This window comes from Paenibacillus sp. CECT 9249 (assembly GCF_918697855.1).
Taxonomy (GTDB): Bacteria; Bacillota; Bacilli; order Paenibacillales; family Paenibacillaceae; genus MSJ-34.
The window spans coordinates 1-20582 of the sequence record NZ_CAKKLI010000068.1; the positions used below are offsets into that span (position 1 = coordinate 1).

The 20582-nt window shown below is 43.4% G+C and carries 17 protein-coding genes and 1 pseudogene; 1 reads left to right on the forward strand and 17 read right to left on the reverse strand.

Features of this window, described 5'->3' with window-relative positions; all coding sequences use genetic code 11:
• A pseudogene (locus tag LQ229_RS27395) lies at positions 1-108 on the forward strand (AAA family ATPase); the annotation flags it as partial.
• A gap of 84 nt (positions 109-192) precedes the next feature.
• On the opposite strand, the gene LQ229_RS25405 reads toward LQ229_RS27395, so the two are convergent.
• The 17 genes from LQ229_RS25405 to LQ229_RS25485 form a co-directional block, all read right to left on the reverse strand.
• Positions 193-1356: a discoidin domain-containing protein gene (locus tag LQ229_RS25405; RefSeq protein ID WP_230193256.1), complete on the reverse strand. Its 1164-nt coding sequence runs from the start codon at positions 1354-1356 to the stop codon at positions 193-195.
• Positions 1357-1385: 29 nt separating this feature from the next.
• A complete protein-coding gene (locus LQ229_RS25410) occupies positions 1386-2186 on the reverse strand; it encodes an SPRY domain-containing protein (protein WP_230193257.1) in 801 nt (266 codons plus the stop codon).
• Positions 2187-2213: 27 nt separating this feature from the next.
• Positions 2214-3134 carry a LamG domain-containing protein gene (locus LQ229_RS25415; RefSeq protein WP_230193258.1) on the reverse strand — a complete coding sequence of 307 codons (921 nt, stop codon included), beginning with the start codon at positions 3132-3134 and terminating at the stop codon, positions 2214-2216.
• A gap of 64 nt (positions 3135-3198) precedes the next feature.
• Positions 3199-5064, reverse strand: coding sequence for an SPRY domain-containing protein (locus LQ229_RS25420; RefSeq protein WP_230193259.1), 1866 nt, complete (start codon positions 5062-5064; stop codon positions 3199-3201).
• Positions 5065-5067: 3 nt separating this feature from the next.
• Positions 5068-5745: a hypothetical protein gene (locus LQ229_RS25425; protein WP_230193260.1), complete on the reverse strand. Its 678-nt coding sequence runs from the start codon at positions 5743-5745 to the stop codon at positions 5068-5070.
• A gap of 5 nt (positions 5746-5750) precedes the next feature.
• On the reverse strand, positions 5751-6314 hold the full coding sequence (locus tag LQ229_RS25430) for a hypothetical protein (RefSeq protein ID WP_230193261.1): 564 nt from the start codon (positions 6312-6314) through the stop codon (positions 5751-5753).
• 13 nt (positions 6315-6327) lie between these two features.
• Positions 6328-6921 (reverse strand): hypothetical protein, encoded by a 594-nt coding sequence (locus LQ229_RS25435; RefSeq protein WP_230193262.1) that lies wholly within the window; start codon positions 6919-6921, stop codon positions 6328-6330.
• A gap of 110 nt (positions 6922-7031) precedes the next feature.
• The gene (locus tag LQ229_RS25440; RefSeq protein WP_230193263.1) at positions 7032-7583 is read right to left on the reverse strand and encodes a hypothetical protein; all 552 of its coding nucleotides are present in this window, start codon (positions 7581-7583) and stop codon (positions 7032-7034) included.
• Between the two features lie 18 nt (positions 7584-7601).
• The gene (locus LQ229_RS25445) at positions 7602-8756 is read right to left on the reverse strand and encodes a hypothetical protein (RefSeq protein WP_230193264.1); all 1155 of its coding nucleotides are present in this window, start codon (positions 8754-8756) and stop codon (positions 7602-7604) included.
• Between the two features lie 12 nt (positions 8757-8768).
• Entirely contained in the window at positions 8769-9257 is a 489-nt protein-coding gene (locus LQ229_RS25450; RefSeq protein ID WP_230193265.1) for a hypothetical protein, read from the reverse strand.
• Between the two features lie 78 nt (positions 9258-9335).
• Positions 9336-9824, reverse strand: a complete 489-nt coding sequence (locus LQ229_RS25455; RefSeq protein ID WP_230193266.1) for a type II toxin-antitoxin system PemK/MazF family toxin — start codon at positions 9822-9824, stop codon at positions 9336-9338.
• A 14-nt stretch (positions 9825-9838) separates the two neighbouring features.
• The gene (locus LQ229_RS25460) at positions 9839-10057 is read right to left on the reverse strand and encodes a hypothetical protein (protein WP_230193267.1); all 219 of its coding nucleotides are present in this window, start codon (positions 10055-10057) and stop codon (positions 9839-9841) included.
• 117 nt (positions 10058-10174) lie between these two features.
• A complete protein-coding gene (locus LQ229_RS25465) occupies positions 10175-14233 on the reverse strand; it encodes a phage tail protein (protein ID WP_230193268.1) in 4059 nt (1352 codons plus the stop codon).
• Between the two features lie 15 nt (positions 14234-14248).
• Positions 14249-14893, reverse strand: coding sequence for a phage tail family protein (locus tag LQ229_RS25470; RefSeq protein WP_230193269.1), 645 nt, complete (start codon positions 14891-14893; stop codon positions 14249-14251).
• 14 nt (positions 14894-14907) lie between these two features.
• Positions 14908-15543 (reverse strand): hypothetical protein, encoded by a 636-nt coding sequence (locus LQ229_RS25475; RefSeq protein WP_230193270.1) that lies wholly within the window; start codon positions 15541-15543, stop codon positions 14908-14910.
• A 17-nt stretch (positions 15544-15560) separates the two neighbouring features.
• The gene (locus LQ229_RS25480; protein ID WP_356712062.1) at positions 15561-16172 is read right to left on the reverse strand and encodes a phage tail domain-containing protein; all 612 of its coding nucleotides are present in this window, start codon (positions 16170-16172) and stop codon (positions 15561-15563) included.
• A complete protein-coding gene (locus LQ229_RS25485; RefSeq protein ID WP_230193272.1) occupies positions 16169-20449 on the reverse strand; it encodes a hypothetical protein in 4281 nt (1426 codons plus the stop codon). Before LQ229_RS25485 ends, LQ229_RS25480 begins: the two co-directional genes overlap by 4 nt.
• Positions 20450-20582: the final 133 nt, after the last annotated feature.

Here is a 20582-nt window from a genome sequence, read left to right on the forward strand (position 1 = left end):
CTAATCAACAAAGTATGCACCCATTGTTTAATCTATGGGGCCCAGAACAAACACCGCATCATCGATGATCATATGGTTAAACGCGTCATTCAGGGAGAATTATCATAATTCCCCCTCTCGTATATCCAGATGCGGTCAGATTAACCGTCAATAGCAGGATAACTTACACCATCAATCTCCGGACATTATGCGTTAGCAATAACACCATCCGTCTCGTTTCCTGAATGTTTGCCAAGTACTTCCCCCGTCAAAAGAAACGACATACCTGACTATTCCCTGTCGGTATGTCGTTGGAACCTGTTCCGCCACGAACGATTGGATATCGCCGTAATACAGAATATTTTCTTGATTAAGCACAAGCTGCCCGATCGGCAGTGCGTTAACCGATGCAATCATTTCGATGTCTTCTTGGTCGTTGTCGGTCCAGGTGACGATATCGAAATTGCCTTCGATTTCGTCCAGCGGGCTGTAATTCGCTTGGATCTCCAATTCGGCAGATTCTTTCGACAGGTCGTCCGTGTAATACAGTACGTCAACGCTATCGCCAAACTCGTCATAAAAAGTAAACGGCTCCGTTTCGATGGAAATCACGGACTCCGTTTGATTAGGATCATCTGTGTATTCGATGATTTTGATCTCTTTGTTTTTGAACTCTTCGGCCAGGGTGAAGGGTTCGGTTTCGATGGTGAATACTGTTTTCTCAATATTGTTATCCTCACAAAAATGACATATTTCAATTTCACCCCTTAATAGAGACCAAGCATTTTCGGGAATTAAACCGATCAAAGCATTATCCATTCCGTAAGTTAAATAAGCTTGTTCTGTGACACTACTTCCCAAACTAACCCATTTCTCTTTGGTATAATATTTATAAATAGAGTCATGTAAAATCAAAGTTTTTTTTTCATAAATGACTTCCATCATCTCGATTTCGGCAATCCCAATATATGAACTACTATTAGCGGATGCTATGTTAACTCTATATATTTTATTGGGGCTAAGTGTAGAAACCTCAAATTCACGTCTCTCCCCTTTAATCCAATTAACGGAGTTTTTTACGGAGTCTAATATTTCCCATTTTAATCCATCAATACTCCCTTCAAATGTCCAGTCTTTTGGTGCTTCTTTTTCATATTTGCATGCTGTTATACTATATTTATATATATATTTTGGAGTAGGAAATTCATAAGAAATCCAATGTTTAGTACCCTCCACTTCCCAATAAGAATTTCCATTTCTATCAAATGATGAAAATGGTTCCCATTGATCACCTCTCGTACCACTAGCCAAGACCTTTCCGCTTGGTGAGTTGTTGCTTGTCATTCGAGGGATTGCATTTCCTTTCATGATTGGCATACATCATCTCTCCTCTAAACATAAATAAATTATTTAATAAATACTTTATTAATTGGTATTTTAGATATGTCAATTGTTTGTTTGAATACTTTCCCTGGACCAAAAACATCCGATTTATTTTGAACAAAACTTCGCTGATTAATTTCCAAATTTAAATCAATAACTGATGATTTGTTCATTCCATAGTTCAAGAAATCCTGCTCTGTTGGTTCAGAGGTTGTTACTGTTAGCAAATCATTTTGATTGAATGAATGGTACCCCTTATCTGATAAAATTAATAATTTATATTCACCACTATATTGACTTCCATCATATGAAAAATAACCTTTTGGAATTTCATAATGAAAAGAGGTTGCTCCAAAGTTAGCAGTGGCAATCGCATTACCAGATGGGGAACCAAAGTTTAATGCAGGAAATACATATCCTGACATATTTTTAACATTAGAATGAGACACACCCTGACTTTCGCCGTTTTTCCAAAACTCTAATTTTCCATTGTCCAAATCTAAGAGTACGCTAACAATATCGTCTTTTGTATAACTTGACCCAAAACTTGTTGATTCGGGGTATTTATTTCCATTGAATGCATAGTAAAATCTCAGGTAATTAGTACCACTTACTAAACTATTTACTATCGGTGCAGTTTCATCTACAATGCCAACAAAAATTTCTCCAGAGGCAATTACGGAAATTTCAAAATACCATTTGCCTGAAACCCTCCCCAAGGAAGCTCTCGCCAATTGCCGATGTGGTACTGTTGCCGTCAAATTCCCATTAGTTAAAACAACACTACTCCCTTTATTAATTGTATCCCATGTAACTAAAGGCAATTTTCTCTCTCCCTTTCATATCCTATTTTAAAAATTTTTTATTTTTTTGTTTTTATATTTCTTGAAATCTATTGTATGTTCGAAGGTCTTTCCTGTCCCCAATTGGGTAAATGTTTTTTTAATATCTTTAATTTCTGTAAGGGTATGAGGAATTTGAAGTAAGGTATCCATTCCATATTTTATAAAGTCATTTTCATCGGGTTGTTCTATATTAGTAAGTGTCTTCCCTGATTCTAATATTTTTTTACCTTGCCGTTCACTACTAGATAATAAGATTTTGCGAGCAATTGGATTAATTACTTCGTTATATATTTCTAATTCATCTAATTGACCATTAAAAAACCGCTCTGCTCTGTCGGGAAGTCTTCCTAGAGTTAAATTATAGGTTCCATTGTACATATTATCCACAGTAGCGGTTTTTACCGATTTTGGATTAATCATATCATCTAAATATAACTTGACCCCGTTGAGCCTTGTAGTGCCATCCCATGTAAATAAGATATCGTGCCATTGATCTCCAAAAGGATATGGAGTTGTTATAATCATTCCATTTGAATTTGCTACCTTTATACAATAAAAAAAAGCTAGTTCTCCACTTGTGTCAATCCAACTCCTTATCCCATAGTCATTCGTCATGCTATAGGCATTTGTAATCAATTCCTGATTATTATTTATTGGTTTTGATAACATTTTCATTTTAAATCTTATAGAAACGGGACCAGTAGGAATAACTTTCTGATTAAACTGTACGTAACTTCTTTGTCCATCAAAATTCAAGGCTCTCCCTTCATTGTTCCATCCACTTACTTTATTTGCCTCATATATCACCCCACTAGAAGAACCTTTACTGTCAATAAGATTTCCATTTAATTCGTCCATCTTAAACCAAGCAACACCATATTTATCCATAATATATTGCGTATATGCAGGATTATAAATTCCCATCATTTCACCTTCCTCATTTCAGTGACTATGGTCCAATTAAATAAAAAAAGTAACAGATCATTCTCTGCTACTTCACATTAATACTCTTTATCTCAATATATTTTTTTAAATCAATTGTCGATTTAAACAATTTACCATTATCAATCGTGCCATCTTCTCTCATAACTTTTTTAAAGAAAGTTGATTTCCTGTCTAGGATTGATAGATCATTCATTCCCATACTTTTAAAAGCTTCTTTTGTGGGCAATGTTGGCGATACACTACTCCATTCATTATTTGTCCAAATGTAATATGAATCGTTAAGTTTGATAAATGTCTTAAATAAATTATGATTTTCAATTATTAATTCTGGACGAAATCCGTTTTGATTAGATGTATTCGACGTTTCCGAAAGCGTAGCGCCATCAGCATAATAGCCCGAAACCGTTCCGTACCCCCTTCTTACTCTTCTTGTCGCAATTGTTTGAGTTGAAGATGTCCATGATCCAATACCATTCCAGTTCCATATATTATTGTCTCCTGCTGTAATGGTCCCATTTAATGTAGAGTTGACAATATACTTGCTCCATTCATTGTCGGTGTCTGACGATGAGATGCCTCCTGCCATAATACAAACAGAAAGACTATTACCTTGAAACACGGACTCTGCATAAGGTAAAAATCCTGCTGGTGGGGAAAACTTGAAAGGATGTGAACCAAAATTGTACGATGCTTTACTTATCCATTTTGATGAACTGAAAGGATACCATTCTACATTAGTCTCAATTGTTTTTACTCCAGCCAAAGCTCCATTTTTATAGAATGAAATTCTCCCATGATCGAGGTCGAAAGCAACCCCTACAGTGTCACCAGCGCTTATTGTAATGCCAGTTGTGGAGTTATCTGGAAGAGTATTACCACTAACACTACTAATAGCAGATACCTTATTTACACTAGCAATGAATTCTTCATCATTCCTGCCATTTCCAGAGGTCAGATTTGATGTTTTGTCAATTAATCCAGTTATAACTCTAAACCCTCCAAAATTATTTTCTGTGCTTAAACAATAGGCTTCATAGTACCATTTGCCTCTTGATACTCCATTTGTAGCTCTTACAGACCTGTAAGAACCTCCAGAATTATTTTCGGTATCAGTTACAGTTAAACCTAGATCAGTAATGGCAATCATCGTACTGCCATCGTTTCCAAAAGCAGTTTTCGAAATATTAATGCCGCTCCCGCTAGCAATTCCCGCACTATTTAGCGTATCCCACGAAATTGAGTGTTGAATATTACGATCAGCAATTAATTTCTTTTTTCGATTCGAATCTTCCACCATAATGAAATAAAAATCTCCATTGGGTGTTGATGAACTTATCGGGGAAATAAAATCAGACGTCTCTTTACCTAACCCACTGAAGGTTCCTATAGCATTGGAATTTGCTTGATAATGACACCGGATACGCTTGCCTATTTCAAGATCTTCAATATCTGTAACTTCTTCAGGATGCAATAAGCGGCCTGAGTCGTCTATATCAAGAGCATCAAAACGATAATCATACGATAAACTGTTGGACGAAGGTGTCTTCTGTTTGATTTTTACTTTATATCTCTTGTATGGCAAATTAACTTGCTCAAAAATTAATGTTTGTGACTGATACGTTTTTTGATAAGTAATAAATTCATCAACTAATTGATTATCAATGTAGACTTCCATGCTTGCGTCCAAATAAGTATCTGAAACAGAAGCAATTATCCTAAACTTTGTACCAATAAAATCAAAACTAAGTTCATGTTTGAAACGAGTGCCTGCTCCATGATAAGTTCCATTATAAACTGGTTCTGTAGGTACATTTACGGCAGTATAGCCTACATATCTGAAAGAAGGACTGCTATCATCATACCTCTTCCATCCTGCTTCCGGCTGAGTCAATTGTTCCCTTACCTTAACCATCCGCTAAACCTCCTTATATTCAAATACTGGTCGGAATCCATAGCTTACATTAGAGTAATTGGAAGGTGATATTCTAAACATTTCACCTTTGCCTTCATAACCTCTTCGAACTCTATGTGTATTAATTGCAATTATCGGTTTCCCGTCAGAACCAATGTATTGCACACCGATTGCCGGTGTTTCTTGGCATAATGTTCCAACATTCACGTGATGAAAGACACTATCATCATTCGGCTTTACCTTGCCTTTTACAATGAACGTGTCATATTCATTATTTACCGGGTAACCACCCAGTTGAGTATCAACTAAAGACATATTCCCCTCTAAAGTAACATGTCCAACTCCACCGGATAAAGATCTATACTGTCCCTCTTTTCTATCTACAGAAATAGTTTTCCCTTCTATCCACTTCCAAGAATTCAATGTGTCCCAACTAATGTTTACCAATGAGACACGATCAGAAATTAATAGACCTCTATCCACTTTAATCATGTACCAAAAAGAACTCGGGGGATTGCCATTCCCACTATAGAGGGAACCTGTCACCGGACATTCCTCAAACCCGCCCGTACCGGTAGAAACGGTATTTGTCGCTTGATTGTAATGAAAAACAATATAATCCCCGATTTTCATATCCTGAATTCTATCTCTTAACTGCCCCGTTGTTGCCGGCATCGGCATGATGATCACTCCCTATTGAAAACTCTTATTCGATCTATTTTTTTAAAATTGGAATTCGGTACTGTTGTAGTAAAAATACTTCCTTGCAATAAGTTCATGTTATAGTCATATTGCCGTTTGAGCTTCAAAACGCCCTGGTCGCTGCTAACAAAATCATTGTCGTACCTCCCGCCCTCTTCGAACTTGTCAACATAAAAATCTGCATCGATTTTCTCAGGGTAGATTTCGATTTTCACTTTCACGAAACTTGCCGGAAGACTGTTTATCGAATCATCGGGAGATGCTTCCACGTAGTCAGTCCAATTCACGCGATCTTCCGAGGTTTTCGTGTATATTTTATACGAGGCATTGCCTACAGCCTCAACGGTTTTGGCTATGTTTTTAAAAGCCTTAACCTTGTCTTTGATCGTAATGATTTCGGATTCCCAATATCCGAAATCGGCGTAAACAGCCCTGCCTTCGCCATCGACTCCGCGTTCGGCCAATTGAAGCTTGCCATCCTTGTAGACGATGTTATGATATGTACCCCGGGACGGATCCAAGGGAATTCCTATTTCCTGTACTGCCATCAAGATCCCTCCTTTAGCGTATAACCCAATTGACCTGACCCGAATGCCCCGCCTTCAACGGAGCATGGATTTCATCAACAATAAGGCCGTTTCTTCTAATCAATATTTTCCCGTCCATGTTTTGGTCGGATGTTATTTTAATTTGCAAATATGCCGCATCGTCGAATGGGATCGCCAAGATGCATTGATAATCTATGTTAGCGTCGAGCAAACGCATTTTTTTCTTATATCCAACGTTGTAGGCAAGAACCGTGTCCGTAAAACGGCCGTTGTTATGCCTCATAAACAGTTTGGCGTCCGATGCCGCCAATTTGTAAGTGATAATATCGTTATATACGAGCGCTCTTCCTGTTAAAGGATACTCCTTATGATCCGATTGATAGGTCAGCATTAATCGATGTCCGTTAATATCAAAAATTCCGTTCCCCACTTCGAAGAACACCTGCGAACCTTCACCGATTAAACCGAACTTCGTTAATCTATTTTTATCGATAGCGTAAAAATCGTTCTTTCTCTTTGTTTGAAAATCATATTCGCTCAGAAAGGTATTGTCGTAATACTCTGCGATCCAAATAAAGCTCTGATCGTTTATTGGCGACCTGTTCATATGTTTATTGTCAAAAATCATACTAGAAATCCCCCATTGTATTGTGAGCTGGTTACAAGAAAAAAGGCGAGATCGGTAATCTCGCCTTCGTCTCTTTTTATATTTATTTTTTACGTGTATTTGTAATACAGTCGAATCTTAAAATCCTGCCGGCCGCTTGAAGCGTTCAATGGTACTTCGGCCTGCAATGATACGGTAATAAAGTTCCCGGCAGCGTCTTGAGGATTGCCGTTATTGTTTACTCCCAACACCTCCTGCGCAGCAGGAGTAAGCGGTTCATGCAAATCCTCGCCTTTATAGTTCTTGGTCGTGCTGCCTGTCGTTCCCACGGGCTTTTCAAAATCTTTCCCGATCCGCGAAGACGGCAGCGAAATATCCGTTTCCCCGAGCGAATCGACCTGAGCATGAAACCAGTTGTCCTTGACAACTTCTACTATATTGTCAACCGTATCGCCGAGTCCTCCTTTCATGTCGCGTGTAGAAATTCTGCATTCCGTCATTTTGCCGACATCGGTCGATCCGTTGCGATTATTCCAAATATTAAAAGTAACCATCTTACTAAGGTCTCCGGCGTCTACAACCTCAAAATCATAAGGCCCGACTACCTCCTGTGAATGTGTGCTGTTATACCAAGTAACTAAAGGTCTGATTGCTTCTGCCATGTTGATCGAACTCCTTTTTTATATTTTAATAATGACTTCCAATGTAATATTTTGAATCTCGGCGCCTTGTTTGACAATATTGAGTCGGAACATATCCCCCGCCTTGACTTTGCTTCGGGAGACGGCAGCCGACTTATCGTCGAAATACTCGTAAGGCTTGAAATAAATATTTTGCGATAAAACATTGTACCAATCGACCAGATTCGTCGATTTCTCAAGCGCGATTTCCGTCTCGGTCAGCCCGTAATCGCCGCAAATGGCATCAACTCCGATAATCTCTCCGTCAAACGGAAATTTCGCGATTACGTCTTGTGCGCCATAGACGACATAGGAAGGAAGATGGAATACAATTACTCTATCCTTGACTTCCAAAGGAATGCTTTTCAGCTTGAGATGTTCGGCGATCGACATTAATCCGTCGTTAAATTCGCTCACCAGTTGGATGTTTTCCCCGAATATATCGATCGGAATCCAATCTTTGCCGTCGAAGCGGTATCTCATCCCGTCTTTGTATGTTTGCACGGTCCACCCAACTTGAGGATAGGGATAGGCGTTTAACAATTCCTTCATATCTGCAACGGGCGGCTTGAAAACTAGAATCGTCGTGTTGTAAGCATATAACGCTTTTTCCGTTGCGAGTTTCGCATCGTCGGCGGCTTGGTTCGCATTGTCGGACGCTTGATTCGCTTGATTTGTCGCTTGTGCGGCCTGCTTGATCACCTGTTCCAAATGTTGAATCGCCTCGTTTGTCTCCTGCAATCGGCGCATCATCTCGTCAATGATCTCTTGCAACGTTTTGACGACGTCGGGACTTCTGCTGACCATGGCATATACACGCGAGGCTCCCAGAAGGATTACCCCTCTCCCATGATAGCTGCAGGAATAAGTTCTCCCCTCATGAGACGGCTGGAACATAACGATTCCGTTCGCATAGTCGACGAAAAACTCGTGGGCTTCCAACGTTTTCTTCTCAAGAAATAGGTTGCGATCCACTTCCGTTAAACCTGCAATTTGAACCTTATGCGTTTCGGATGGGATTTCAAGCAATGTAATCATCCCATTGATCACAGGCAGCGGATCAACTCTCGGCAAATACGGGTCGTTCGCGCTCCCTTCGCGCCAAACGACAATGTTTGGATTGTTGTACTGCAAATAAGTCTGTAAATCCGGCATTCAGTCACCTCCTTAACCGATAAATACATTGCTGCTGCCGGTTGTTAATGTTGGAGACGTTCCAATCCCCGTTGTAACCGTAGATCCAATCTGGGCAACGCTTTTCCCGTTTGCAAAAACATTGCTGGAGTTTCCGACAGAAACGGTTCCAGTTGTTGAACCGGAATGTCCGGGTTTGACATTTCTGTATTCTCTTGACGAACTATTTGATGGTACGGGCGGACTTGCTTCCCAACTCATATAAATCGAATCTCCAACTGTAGTTATTGATTTTCCATTAACGAAAACGTTGGAAGATGATTGAATGGTGGTTTGTCTTATATGAGCCCCCGTACTACTAGAACCACTATAGTACCAATATCCTCCTCTCCATTCTGTACAATCTCCATCTTCATCCCTATTGGCGCAGTACCTTGGTTCCCATGAATAAATATCATAAGTTACATATCCGTTTTTCGTAGACTGTGCAATCGTCGAACCGTCATAAGCAACACCTGCCATGTTGCACCTCCTTCTTTCGTCTTTTAAATAAATGGAAATAAAAAAAGCCACCTGTTAGGTAGCTTAAAGTCTAGGGAGCTATTTTCTGCTAAATCTCTTCGAATATTCTCCCTTATATTGTATTAAAAGTTCGTTGAACGCTTCATGAATGGATTCGAATAAATCAAAATTATAAAAAATTGCTTGATCAATCGATTGCGTATTGCGGACTTTTCCCATAAACCATTCTTCACACAAATCAGACTTTGCTATTGTAAAGACTTGATCCAGCAATACAACGCTGTCCTTCTCCAAAAACGAGTTATCCTGAACTGTTAATGCAGCGTGATAGGGGTATTTAAGCTTTCCGTTTTCTACTAACCTGTTAGAAACACCCGTTATCGGCGAAATAATGACACGATTTTGCTTTGGCCTAAATTTGCCTATTATGATACATGGATGTACGTAATCCATAGTACTGGCGTCAGTCATATTAAGATTGCTGAAATTAAACCAATGGACACACCCTTTATCTGTGTTTTCAACTTTGATGGGGGTAGGTGTAGTTGGAAATATAGGATGTGGCATACTATATACCTCAACTATTCTTCTGGATTTAGTTTCATTTTACTTTTCATTGAGTCAACAAAGCTGATTCCGTAATCCTCCTCTAAGTTGTCGTGATATTTCTTTACCGCTTTCCTTCTATCAGGATCTATGATCATATCTAAAATAGTGTTGTTGTCAAGAGTGTTTGAGATCTTCTGTCTTTTTAATTCTGTTACGGTCTCCATTTTTCTCACTCTCCTTTTTTTACTCATATCGCACCTCCTCGTATTCTAGTAAGATGTGTATGAGTAAATAAAATTCCTTATGAGCTTTAAGATAAATATACCATAATTTCCTTGGGAAAGTCCACCAAATGGTTGCTGATTCGTTTAGTTCAAATGAACCTGCGAACCGCTTATTTTCACTTGGCCGACGGCGCTAATGACGATATCCCCGTTGCTCTGGAGTTCTACCCTGCTGCCGTTTTGATGCAGCATTTTGATGTTGTTTCCTTCCGCGTTGATCTCCATCTTGGTGCCGTTATGATGTTCAATGGCCACGCCCGTGGACGTAACCCGAAAAGGACTTCCGTCGATATAATTCGTAATGCCGTTATCCGCTAAAGACATTTTGATTTCTCTACCGCTGTTGTTAGTGTAATAAATGAAATCGAAGGTCGTATTTTTCTTTTCGATATAACCGACTCCCGATTGACGGTCTGTGTTTCTCCCGTCGCCTTCCCCCATTCTGATTCGCGGATAAGAGTCCTTCCCAGAGCCTTCAAAGGAGAGTTCCATCTTCACTTTCCGATCGTACTCGGGGATCATAATCGGTTGGTTGGCCGTTCCGTTCGTCTCCGATTCCGTCGTAATCAGGTCCATCGAACCTTGGAGATAATAGAGCAAATTCCCTTTATCGTCCGTCGCATGAATAAGGGAGCTCTTCTTCGAGCCGGTAATCCACTTGGCACTGTTGTTGGCGATATCGACATAATTGATCGTTGTGCCGTAGATATCGTCGGCGTCTCTTGTCTTTAAGCGCGTCACCGTCAAGTCGGAGATAATCCCTTCATTAGCCGCTATATAGCTCGCTTTAATATTTTTAGCTTCGATATTGCCGGCAATCATATCGAAGGCGGAGAAATCGATCCGGTTCTCGTTCGCGTCGATCATCAACTTTCCGTTCCTGCCCTTGAGAAGCAGTCTCTCGGCATTTAGATCTATGGCGTGCAGTCTTCCGTCCGTATCCACATAAAAACGGCGCTCCCATTTATCGTCGAGCAGCGTGTCGATATAGATTCCTTCCTTTGCGTTCATTCCCATCTTTACCTTATTGTCGCTGCGTTCGACCAAAATGCCGTTGATCGCGTCAATCGTTACTTTGTTATAAGGGACTCCAAGCTGAAGAGAACTCCATTTCAAAGCATCGGTAATTTCATTCATAATCCGCTGCGCCTGATCGAAGTAATTTTGGAATTTGCGCTTGAATTCGTCCCGATCGATCGGAGTCGTCACCGTCATATCGGCCAACAGCGGTTGGACATACGATTCAAGATCGTGAAACGCCGCCGTAAACGGCGGAATATTGATCAACAGATTAGCATGGCCGTCCCGGTCCGCCGTTTTATATCTTTCGGCTTGATCCAGCAGTTTTCGATATTCCGTTTGAATCGTCTCCCACTCATGTTTCAGCGTCAGCTTTTCAACGGCCGTTAATTTGCCGTCCGTAATGATCGTCTCGAAGCGGCCGATATTCAAGTAATCCGTTCTCGCGTCAAGCAGTACATCGTCCAAATCGTTCACGATGCGCAATCGGCGGGCGATGAGATCGTTCGCATAAAATTGGCCGCTGGTGTCGGCGTAAAATTTCTTCTTCCACCCATTCTCCCATCGCTCTAAGCTGATTCCCGAAGTGGCGTTCAATACCGTCCTGACTTGGCCGTCTGACCTGGTGATTACGATTCCGTTGTCGGAATCGATCGTAATGCCGTTATTCAGCACGCCTTCCATGTAATCGATCCGAATCCCGCGCCCGTTAAAATAGCCTTCCGTATCCAGCCAAGCTACTTGATCCCAGTCGTTGCCCTTTTTGCGGACAATCTTAAAGCCGTCGTCCCGATCCACAACGATTTTATTGATGATCGATTCAGAGCCGCAATCTGCCGTTTCAAAGCGGTTTATCGTCATTCCATACCGGTCGGGTTCTTTGTCATACAAACCGATTTTCATGACTTCCCGGTTACAGCGGTCGGTAATCGTCGTCAAGGGTCCGTCGGTAACCCAGGTTCCGTCGGGATCGGAAAGCACAACCCGCTCGCCAAGAATCACTTTGCCCATAAGACGCTCGGCAATGATTCCGTCCGGCGTAATCGCGGTTTCATACCGAAGTCCGCCGCTGCGGGTCAGCGCCAACGCGCCATGCGTCGCTCGCAGAAACCGCAAGCGATCGTCCGGGTCGATGATCGTCAGTCCCGTCCGATCCAGCGTAACGTATTCGTTGCTCGCCATATTGATCTCATTCGTAACTTTGTTCCAGAAGTTTTCGAACAGTTCATGCATCTCGCCCGTATCTATAACGGCTTTGCCCCATTTGTTTTTATTGAGGTCGACCGTCGTATTCGTATTTTTGCTGTCGTATATAAACTTCTGGAGTTTTTTGCTTTCGTCGTCAATCTGTTGCGCGTTGGCGATCGTTAATCGAATATTTCGCTCGTCATAGTCATATTCGATTTCCGTAATTTTAGCTTTCGCTTTAACGCCGATTCGTTCGTACTCCACAATGACTTCATCGCCCAGAACAAGCTTGTCCCAATTGCCCTGCTCTTCCAAAATGCTTAGGAAGTTGACGACATCGATTTTCACGTTCATGCGGGGAGTTCTCAATTCGTCGAACTTTTCCAATGCCGCCTCGTACAGATCTTGATCGTCAATGTAGTTCTCATCCGAAAAGTCTCTTTCAATGATAAACATGCTGAGCTCTTCGATTTGTTCCTTGGTGAAGTTGTTCTCCTTCGAAAACTCGTCTTGCAGCCCTTGAATTCGCTCTTCAACCTGTTGAAGTTCCGTTTTGATCGCTTCGATTTCCTTGTTTTTGTTTGCAATCTGCACTTCTTTATGGTCGAAATTGTACTTCTCCACCAAGTCGTCGTCATTGCCGCTCGCAAGATACTCGTCGTTGGAAATCATAGCGATTTGCAGGAATACGACATTATCTGTCGACGAGCCGGACACGCTGACAACAGTCTGATCCGCATGTTTCAATTTGCCCAAGACCGTCCATCGGCCGGCCGTTATGTATTTGGCATAACCGTCCAATGCTACATTGAGATTGGCCGTTGAATTCACTTTGATCATGACGGCGTATGGAACGTCGGAATGTAACCGGAAAGTGCTGGCAATCGGAACCCCATCGTAAGCGAACCGTTCGAAGAACATCCTCTTGGCAAATTGCTGCGAGGTTCGGATATCCGTAATGACGGCATATTCTTTTTTCAATTGATCCAATTCTACTTCGCGTTCGCTTAACCGTTTCACGATTTCTTCTTTTTCGGCCAAATATTGACGGAACGCATCTTTTTTGGACTCGACCCGTTCTTCGTAATCCAGGATGGCATGACATAATCCGTCGCTCATATAATGGCTTGATTGAATCGTGTTTTGCTCTGCGTCGCGCCGAAACGGATACATAAAGTAACTGAAGTTCTCGATATACCCCTGTCCTGTCGGATTGACGCGATGAATCCCTAAGCCGTCGTGTCCGACCGCCCGCAGCCGCGTAACCATCTCATCCGCATCGGATTCCTTGCCGAGCGTCTTTAAATACTTCCCGTAAGAAAATTTCAACCCTCGATTCAGGCCGAAAAATTCGGGCTTAAGCAAATTCACTTCCCTTTTCCCGGTATCCCATTGAACAACGGCGTTGTAACTTTCCGCAACGGTATAGATCGCATCCAATACGGATGTGTTGGCAAAATCGAAGGATCGTTTTGTCAATTCAAAATCGGGGTCAAACGTGCCGACCCTCCAGAGAGTATCGGTCATGATCTCGCTAAGTACATGCTGTGCTCCTTTCGCATCCGCCGTATACTCGCGAAGCAATTTATCTCTTAATTCATAAGGCAATAGAACGGCGCGGATTTCTTTATAATCGTGATCGCTTTCCATATGATCGGCCATGTGATTGATGATATACCATTCCGTTTTGTATCCAAGCACAACTTTAACGAAATAACGTTCTTTGATAAGATCGATATTTTTGTTCCGTATAAGCCTATGGTGAACGTCGATTTCGTAGGGAAGATGAAATGTCAGCTCATTCAACGACTCGACTTTGGTCCATTGCTTAATCGCATAGGCTTCGCTCAACTTGCCGATGATTTCCCGATTCGGTTTGGCGAGAAATAATTGCGGGGCGTACGGTTTTTTCAAATAGTCGATATCGCCTAACATGCTATTCCTCCTTCCTTATTGAATGGTTTGAAACTCGTACCGAAACTGAATCTTTGCATTTCCGCGAACGCGCAATAGATTGACGCCCGGAGGAAAATCGAGATATTGGTCGTTAAAATGACTGTAACGGTACTTGGCCGTTAAGGAAGTTTCAATATGTTCGCGCTCGTTATTGACATAGACCGTTTCCTCATCTACTAGCCCCGTAAAAGTAAATTCCCGGTTCCCATCGGACGTATTGACGATCGATACGTCTCCGTTTCCTATTTTCTCGATCCACACCTCCGGTTTGCAATTTACGTCGCCTTTATTGTCAAAGACGATGACCGGTTCGAGCGTAAACGATATTTCGTCCAGAACGGGCGATACCGAATAATGGTAGGATTGAAAAATAACCCGGAACCGTAATAACGCGCTGTATAAAGGCGTATCGATCCGGATATTCGGTATGGAACCGTCGTTCTCGCAAGTCATCCAATCGCTCCATGTCTTCCCTTGATCCGTAGACACGGATGTTTGGATCGTTAATTTACAGCCGTCGGGAACAGTCCTTTTCCAATGTATTCTCGTTAACGCGCTATCGCCGCCGCGCAAAGAAATATCAATGGGCGATGAAACGTACGTCCCCAATAAATTCGCAAGCGAAAGCCAATTAGCCATAATCCAACACACCTCTATTCTATTTTTCCGAACGGACGAAATAGGGAGGAAATGCCTGCCTCTTTCCATCTTGCGATTTTGTAACACAGCCATACGACGGTTCCGTCATAAACGCTCGTACCTGTTGGAAGAGGCCAATCGGGTTCCGTTCCGCCCGCCTCCCCTTCGGTAATGCACACGTAAAAACGGCCGTTATCGACCGTTGGAAATACGATATCGTTTTTCACATAGCGTTTGGATCGCTGCCATGCGGTCGCTCCTCTCGTATCCTGTACTTCCCGTTCCTCCGATGTAGGGAATACGGGCTCCATTGCGCCGGAATGCCCGGCTTGAACGCAAATGTACACATGGCCGTTGTCCTGTTGCGGTCTTACATACGCTCCGTTTTCGTATGTTTTGAGAGGTTCCCATCCCGGGGCCGCCCGGCCTGTTCTTGTATTGACCCAACCTACATAATCGCCGATGGCCGGCTTGGCATTCCACATGACATGATTGTGGTCCCATATACCGCTAATTGGCGCGGAGCTGCCGTAATCGTTTGAAATTTCATCCAATTTATGGAAGTTGTTGCCCAATTCCTGAAGCGTTTGATAGATTTCATCCGTATATTCCGGAACTTTCAATTGCAACTTTTTTGTAGTTATGGACATGAACTTACTCCTTTCCGTTACAGATCGATATCTGACCACTTTGTTTCTTGGGGGAGGTCGATCCATTTCGGCGCTATCGAATCCAAAACGAGACGTCCATGCGTATCGAGCGTCACCGACTTTCTTTCCCCCTTCGAAAAATCGCTTTCTTCAATTTCAATTGCAGTTTCTTGCCAATCATATCGTCTCGAGTAAGATTGCGGGGAATATGCATACGGCCCGTCACAGCGAAAAGTAAGCCTGACATAGCCCTGTCGCAAACCGTTATGAACGAGCGAAGGCTCATCGACAACAAGAGCATAATAAATGCGTTCCGGTTGCCTATCGTCTCCATCGGTAAAATAAAGAGGCTGGTAATATGGTTGTTCGGTAAGCCACCTGGATACCTCACGAATTTTCCGGCGATCCCAAGTATCCTCGAAAGCGAAAGAAACGCCGATTTTTAAAGGTTCTTTCTCAACTCCTTGGAAATATGGGCGGTCTCGGCCTCTAATTTTCGTTTCATGCAAGGACCGCCCGCTTGCGAACGGTTCCTCCTGCATATCCGCACTGAGATTCACATTGAAGATGCCGAAATCGACGGACGGAATTCCGGCATAATTGAAATATAAGCTCGACCGTATACTCATAGATGAACCCCTTTCGCTTTCAATCCTTTGACGATCGCTTGCAAGGCTTGTTCGCCGCCCTTTCTGTCGCCGGCAATACTTCCGATATGAATATCGATTTTGTTTGCAGGCGCCGCTGCTATAGCCGGGTTGGCCAGACCGGCCAACAGTTTCGCCGGATCGAACGATTTGATCGAATGGACGAGATTTCTTGTTAAATCCACCACTTTAAGAAAATTGGCCGTGTCCGATTTGTTAAGAATGATTTCTTTTTCATGCGCAAGCAGAAACTTGCCTCCGCGAAACTCGGGCGTCATTCCGCCGGTTTCCGCGCTGAACGGCGGCTTCTGGCTGACGAGTTCGCCGTAGGACTTGTCTGGAAACAGCCCGGGATACTTCCTTCGGTACTCGTCGTTTTTCATGCGGAGAGTCTCAATCTGCTTTCTAATCTCGGTTTCTCTGGATTTGCTTACGCTGCCGGCAAGTTCGTCATACAGCTTCTCGGCCTGCTTCTTATTGTTCAAATATTGCTCCCAATCGCTCTGCATTTGGCTTTTGGTCCCGTTATTCCCCTGATTCGGGGTCTTGCCGGTGCCGCCGGAACCCGAATCGGATGGTCGTTCGGATGGACCTGACGGGCCGGAAGGGTCGCGGGAAACGGAAGGTGATCGACCGTTCGCGCCGTTCAACGCGTTCTCCAATAAAGACCGCAAGTTCGTCGTTACATTTTCCCCCATCTTCTCTGCGTTACGGGTAATCTCTTCAAAAAAACGATTGTAATCGCCCTGAACCTCAAGCAGCATATTTTGCGTGGCCAACTTATCGTTATTCAACATCGTTTCGCGTATTTTTGCGAATTTCTGCTCGTTTTCGATACGGTTGCGGTAAAGCTTATCAATCTCTTCTTTTTGTGCGTTAAGGTTATCGACGATAGATTGATGCTTATCGTTTTCGAGGTCCTTTTCTTTACCCACGATGTTGCGATGTTTTTCCAACTCGTCTTGCAGGCCTTCGATCCGCAGCGACTTTTCCCGATCCTTCTTGAACTTCTCGATTTCCTCGTTTTTCTCGTCGAGCTGCTTTTGCAATTCCGCTTTGCGCGCTTTGCCTTCAATGGAGTTGTCGGCGGACAACACGTTTATTTTATTGGCAATTTGATCGCGTTCCCGGATTAATTTGTTCAGATGAGTCTGGTAGTCTTCCTCGTCACTCTGTCGATTCAGGGCTTTCAATTGGGCGTTAATAATATCCTCGTACTGCTTTTGCTCGGCGTCGAGATGTTTCATCCGTTCGTCATGCCGTCGATTCTCGGCTTTGAGCTGCTCTTCGACCGCTTGCAGCGCCCAATCCCGCTGTTGCTCGTACATCTTCTTATAAGCTTCGATGATTTTGTCTGCGGCTTCGGAACGAATTTTCTTCTCTTCGCTGGCGGATTGGACGAGTTGAAGCTGATACGATTTTTGCGATGTCTCCATCGTCTCGATCTGGCTTTGAATACGGTGTTGCTCCGCCAAATCGGTTTGCCGGGCCGCCTCTTGCCGCAATCTCGTCAACTCGCTTTGGAAGGTTTCCTCGCCGCGGAGCAGAATATCGGCAATCTCATCGTTAATTGCCTTGGCTTTCGCCTTTTCCTCTTCCGTGTCCAGATTGCCCAGCAAAGACAACTCGTGCTTCTTCTCCTCCAATTGCTTGTCAAAGCCGAAAATGACGGCCTCCGCTTGCAGCTTGCCAAGTTCCTGCGCGACGGAGACGATCTCTTCATTGTTCGATTGTTGCTCTTTGATCACGCTTTGCAAATATATTTGCGCCGCCTTCATTTCAACCGGACTGTATTGCTTGTCTTTGTTTTCGACCATCGCTTTGGCACGATCGAATTCCTGTTTGATCATCCCCTGTGAATGGACCAGTTCGCGGAGTATTTGTTCCGAATAGTTTCGGAGCTCGACTTTCTCCGCTTCGGTATTGATCTCGCCCAGCAAGGAAATGTTATGCTGCCAGCGCGACCGTTTCTGTTCGCTTTCCGCTTTGATTTTCTCCAAGCCGCTAGCCAAGGTGTCGGCCAACCCCTGAATCGATTGGACGATTTGCGAATTAAGCGAGCTAATCTCTCCGGGAAGAGCGATGTACCGGGCAACGTCCTTTTGAATCTCTTCCATCGAAGAACCGTAAGCTTTGCCGCCCTTCTTGCCCATTTGATTTAGTTTGGCGTCCACATCGCCCACGACATTCCCTTGGCCGTCTACCAATCCCCATGCGGCAAGCCGCTTTTGCAAATTCGATTGTTCCTGCTCTAAACTCGATTTGTCCTGATTCAGCGCTACCGTCAGTTGATTGTACAGCTTGACGCGTTGCTCCAACATTTCCTCATACGGCCGGCCGGCGGCGACCGCAAGGTCGATTTGCTCCCGGTTCGCTTGCAGCGCACGGTTTAATTTGTCGATGGCATCCTGATTCTTGTTATAGTTTAGACTGGATTGAAACGGCGCCGATGAGGGCGAGCTTTTGCCGGAACCGGAGCCCGGCAGCTTAAACTCGATCGGCTTGGAATCTATGGCGATCGTCGCTTCAAGTTCTTTTTTCTTCTTCTCGTACTCTTCGAAAGCTTTTTGATCCTCTTCGGTCCACTCGGGAGGCTTGGTCAACAAAAAAGAAGACCAGACGGTTGTCGTGTTTAACTTGTTGTAATAATCGACATACATGTTCCTTTTGGACTCCAGGTACTCATATGTGTCCTCCAGAGATTTCAATTGATTTTTTTGTTCTTCCAGCCGCTGTTCCCTCTCCGCATTGGCTACTTGCTCCAAAATCTCGCCCTTTTTAAAAGTCAGATCGTTCGTCTGTTTAATATATTCCGCCAATTTCGGATGGCTTTTGATTAATTCGTGAACAGTGGCGTTAGAAAGGCTTTCGCCTTTTTGCAGTTGATCGTAAGCGCTAACCAATGACTGAATATTGGTTGACGTTTCTTTCAACGTTTGGTTTGCCCCGTTGTTTTTGTTGTCGTCCGATTTTAACGCTCTTTTTAACCCATTCACCTTATATTCGGCCAAATTCATAACTTCGATCAGTTCATCGTAACGCTTTGTTTCCTCATCGGATAACGTAGGCTGTTTCATCAACTCTACCAGTTCGGCCAACTGTTTCGAAGTAGCTTTCAGTTTTTCGCCGTCCATGTTGGAGAAATCCAAACCTTTTGCAATGTCCTGCAAAGCTTTTGCGGTTTGATCGTTGATTTGAATATCGTTGACGGCCAAATAATCTTTCGTCAATAAAGCGAATTTGGACCGTAAAGAGTCGACTGCGGCTTCGATTTCGGATTTTTTGTTAATCATGTCGCGATCAATCTCTGCCAGTACGCCGGCCGATTGTTCTCTTAATTCGCCTTTAACGCCATCGTCCGCCATTGCGATAAGTTGATTATGATCGGCAGCCGTTTTATTTTTTTTCTTTTCAAGGCCTTTAAGATTTTTCTCCAAAGATTCAATTTCTTTAAGCTGACTGTTGAAATCGAATTTAGCTTCCCCGATATTCATCCTGGCCTGCGCCTCGGCAAGCTTCTCCGTGCGTTCCAGTTCGTCTTGAATAGCGTTTGCGTTCTTGAGATGCTTATTCCCCTTATCGTCAACCGACTCGATCAAATTCGGCATTAATACGGATAATTGCTCAACGGTGTCCTTATATGCTTCCTCCTGCTCAAGACTGATAAAAACCGAACCGTTATTTGTAGCGCCGTTTAGCTGATTGTAAGTGTCGATAAGTTCCAGAATGCTGTCTTTATGATTTGTCCAAGATTCTGCAAGCTGCCTGTTTTGCCGGTCCAATTCTTCCTGATGCCGCTTTTGCTCCTCATAGTTTTCAATCAAGGAAGAGATGATGCCGGCAACAAAAGTAATCGCCACCGACAATCCCATCGTCACCGTGGCTTCCAGAGCAGCCGCGGCCAGACGGGTGCCGATGAGGGCCGTTTTCAAACCGTTCAGGCTTACGCCGAACATCGTCGATGCCGTCGCCGCCCTTTTGTAAGCCTCTTGCAGGCGTGCCGCTTGCGTATTCAACTCTATCGTTCCCGGCAACACCTTCGCGATCTCCTTGCCTTGATCGCTGAACGCCTTTTTAAATTCCTCCAATATGCCGCTTATCTGAATCGTCTTTACTTCCGGGCTTACTTCAACTTTCACTTGCAGCTTGCCGACCCGATTTGAAAGCTGCGCAATTTGCCGGTTCAGATCGGCGATCGCCGCATCGCTCGTGTCCAAGATCGCTTTCAAAGGAAGCTTCATCTCATTGGAATTCGCCATATACTGCCCTCCTCGTATAGTATCTTTTGAAAGCTCTTATAGGTTAGTTTCCATCCCCTGAGGGGGATGGAAAACGGCCTCGAAATTTCCAGGCTCGTTCTTTGAAAATTTCATCTGGGACTGGACTTTCCGG

What these genes read in the sequence shown, in the direction of transcription:
- LQ229_RS25405 (WP_230193256.1), bottom strand. Translation starts at nt 1,356, where the DNA reads ATGCCAATCATGAAAGGAAATGCAATCCCTCGAATGACAAGCAACAAC.
- LQ229_RS25415 (WP_230193258.1), bottom strand. Translation starts at nt 3,134, where the DNA reads ATGATGGGAATTTATAATCCTGCATATACGCAATATATTATGGATAAA.
- LQ229_RS25420 (WP_230193259.1), bottom strand. Translation starts at nt 5,064, where the DNA reads ATGGTTAAGGTAAGGGAACAATTGACTCAGCCGGAAGCAGGATGGAAG.
- LQ229_RS25425 (WP_230193260.1), bottom strand. Translation starts at nt 5,745, where the DNA reads ATGCCGATGCCGGCAACAACGGGGCAGTTAAGAGATAGAATTCAGGAT.
- LQ229_RS25430 (WP_230193261.1), bottom strand. Translation starts at nt 6,314, where the DNA reads ATGGCAGTACAGGAAATAGGAATTCCCTTGGATCCGTCCCGGGGTACA.
- LQ229_RS25435 (WP_230193262.1), bottom strand. Translation starts at nt 6,921, where the DNA reads ATGAACAGGTCGCCAATAAACGATCAGAGCTTTATTTGGATCGCAGAG.
- LQ229_RS25440 (WP_230193263.1), bottom strand. Translation starts at nt 7,583, where the DNA reads ATGGCAGAAGCAATCAGACCTTTAGTTACTTGGTATAACAGCACACAT.
- LQ229_RS25445 (WP_230193264.1), bottom strand. Translation starts at nt 8,756, where the DNA reads ATGCCGGATTTACAGACTTATTTGCAGTACAACAATCCAAACATTGTC.
- LQ229_RS25450 (WP_230193265.1), bottom strand. Translation starts at nt 9,257, where the DNA reads ATGGCAGGTGTTGCTTATGACGGTTCGACGATTGCACAGTCTACGAAA.
- LQ229_RS25455 (WP_230193266.1), bottom strand. Translation starts at nt 9,824, where the DNA reads ATGCCACATCCTATATTTCCAACTACACCTACCCCCATCAAAGTTGAA.
- LQ229_RS25460 (WP_230193267.1), bottom strand. Translation starts at nt 10,057, where the DNA reads ATGAGTAAAAAAAGGAGAGTGAGAAAAATGGAGACCGTAACAGAATTA.
- LQ229_RS25465 (WP_230193268.1), bottom strand. Translation starts at nt 14,233, where the DNA reads ATGTTAGGCGATATCGACTATTTGAAAAAACCGTACGCCCCGCAATTA.
- LQ229_RS25470 (WP_230193269.1), bottom strand. Translation starts at nt 14,893, where the DNA reads ATGGCTAATTGGCTTTCGCTTGCGAATTTATTGGGGACGTACGTTTCA.
- LQ229_RS25475 (WP_230193270.1), bottom strand. Translation starts at nt 15,543, where the DNA reads ATGTCCATAACTACAAAAAAGTTGCAATTGAAAGTTCCGGAATATACG.
- LQ229_RS25480 (WP_356712062.1), bottom strand. Translation starts at nt 16,172, where the DNA reads ATGAGTATACGGTCGAGCTTATATTTCAATTATGCCGGAATTCCGTCC.
- LQ229_RS25485 (WP_230193272.1), bottom strand. Translation starts at nt 20,449, where the DNA reads ATGGCGAATTCCAATGAGATGAAGCTTCCTTTGAAAGCGATCTTGGAC.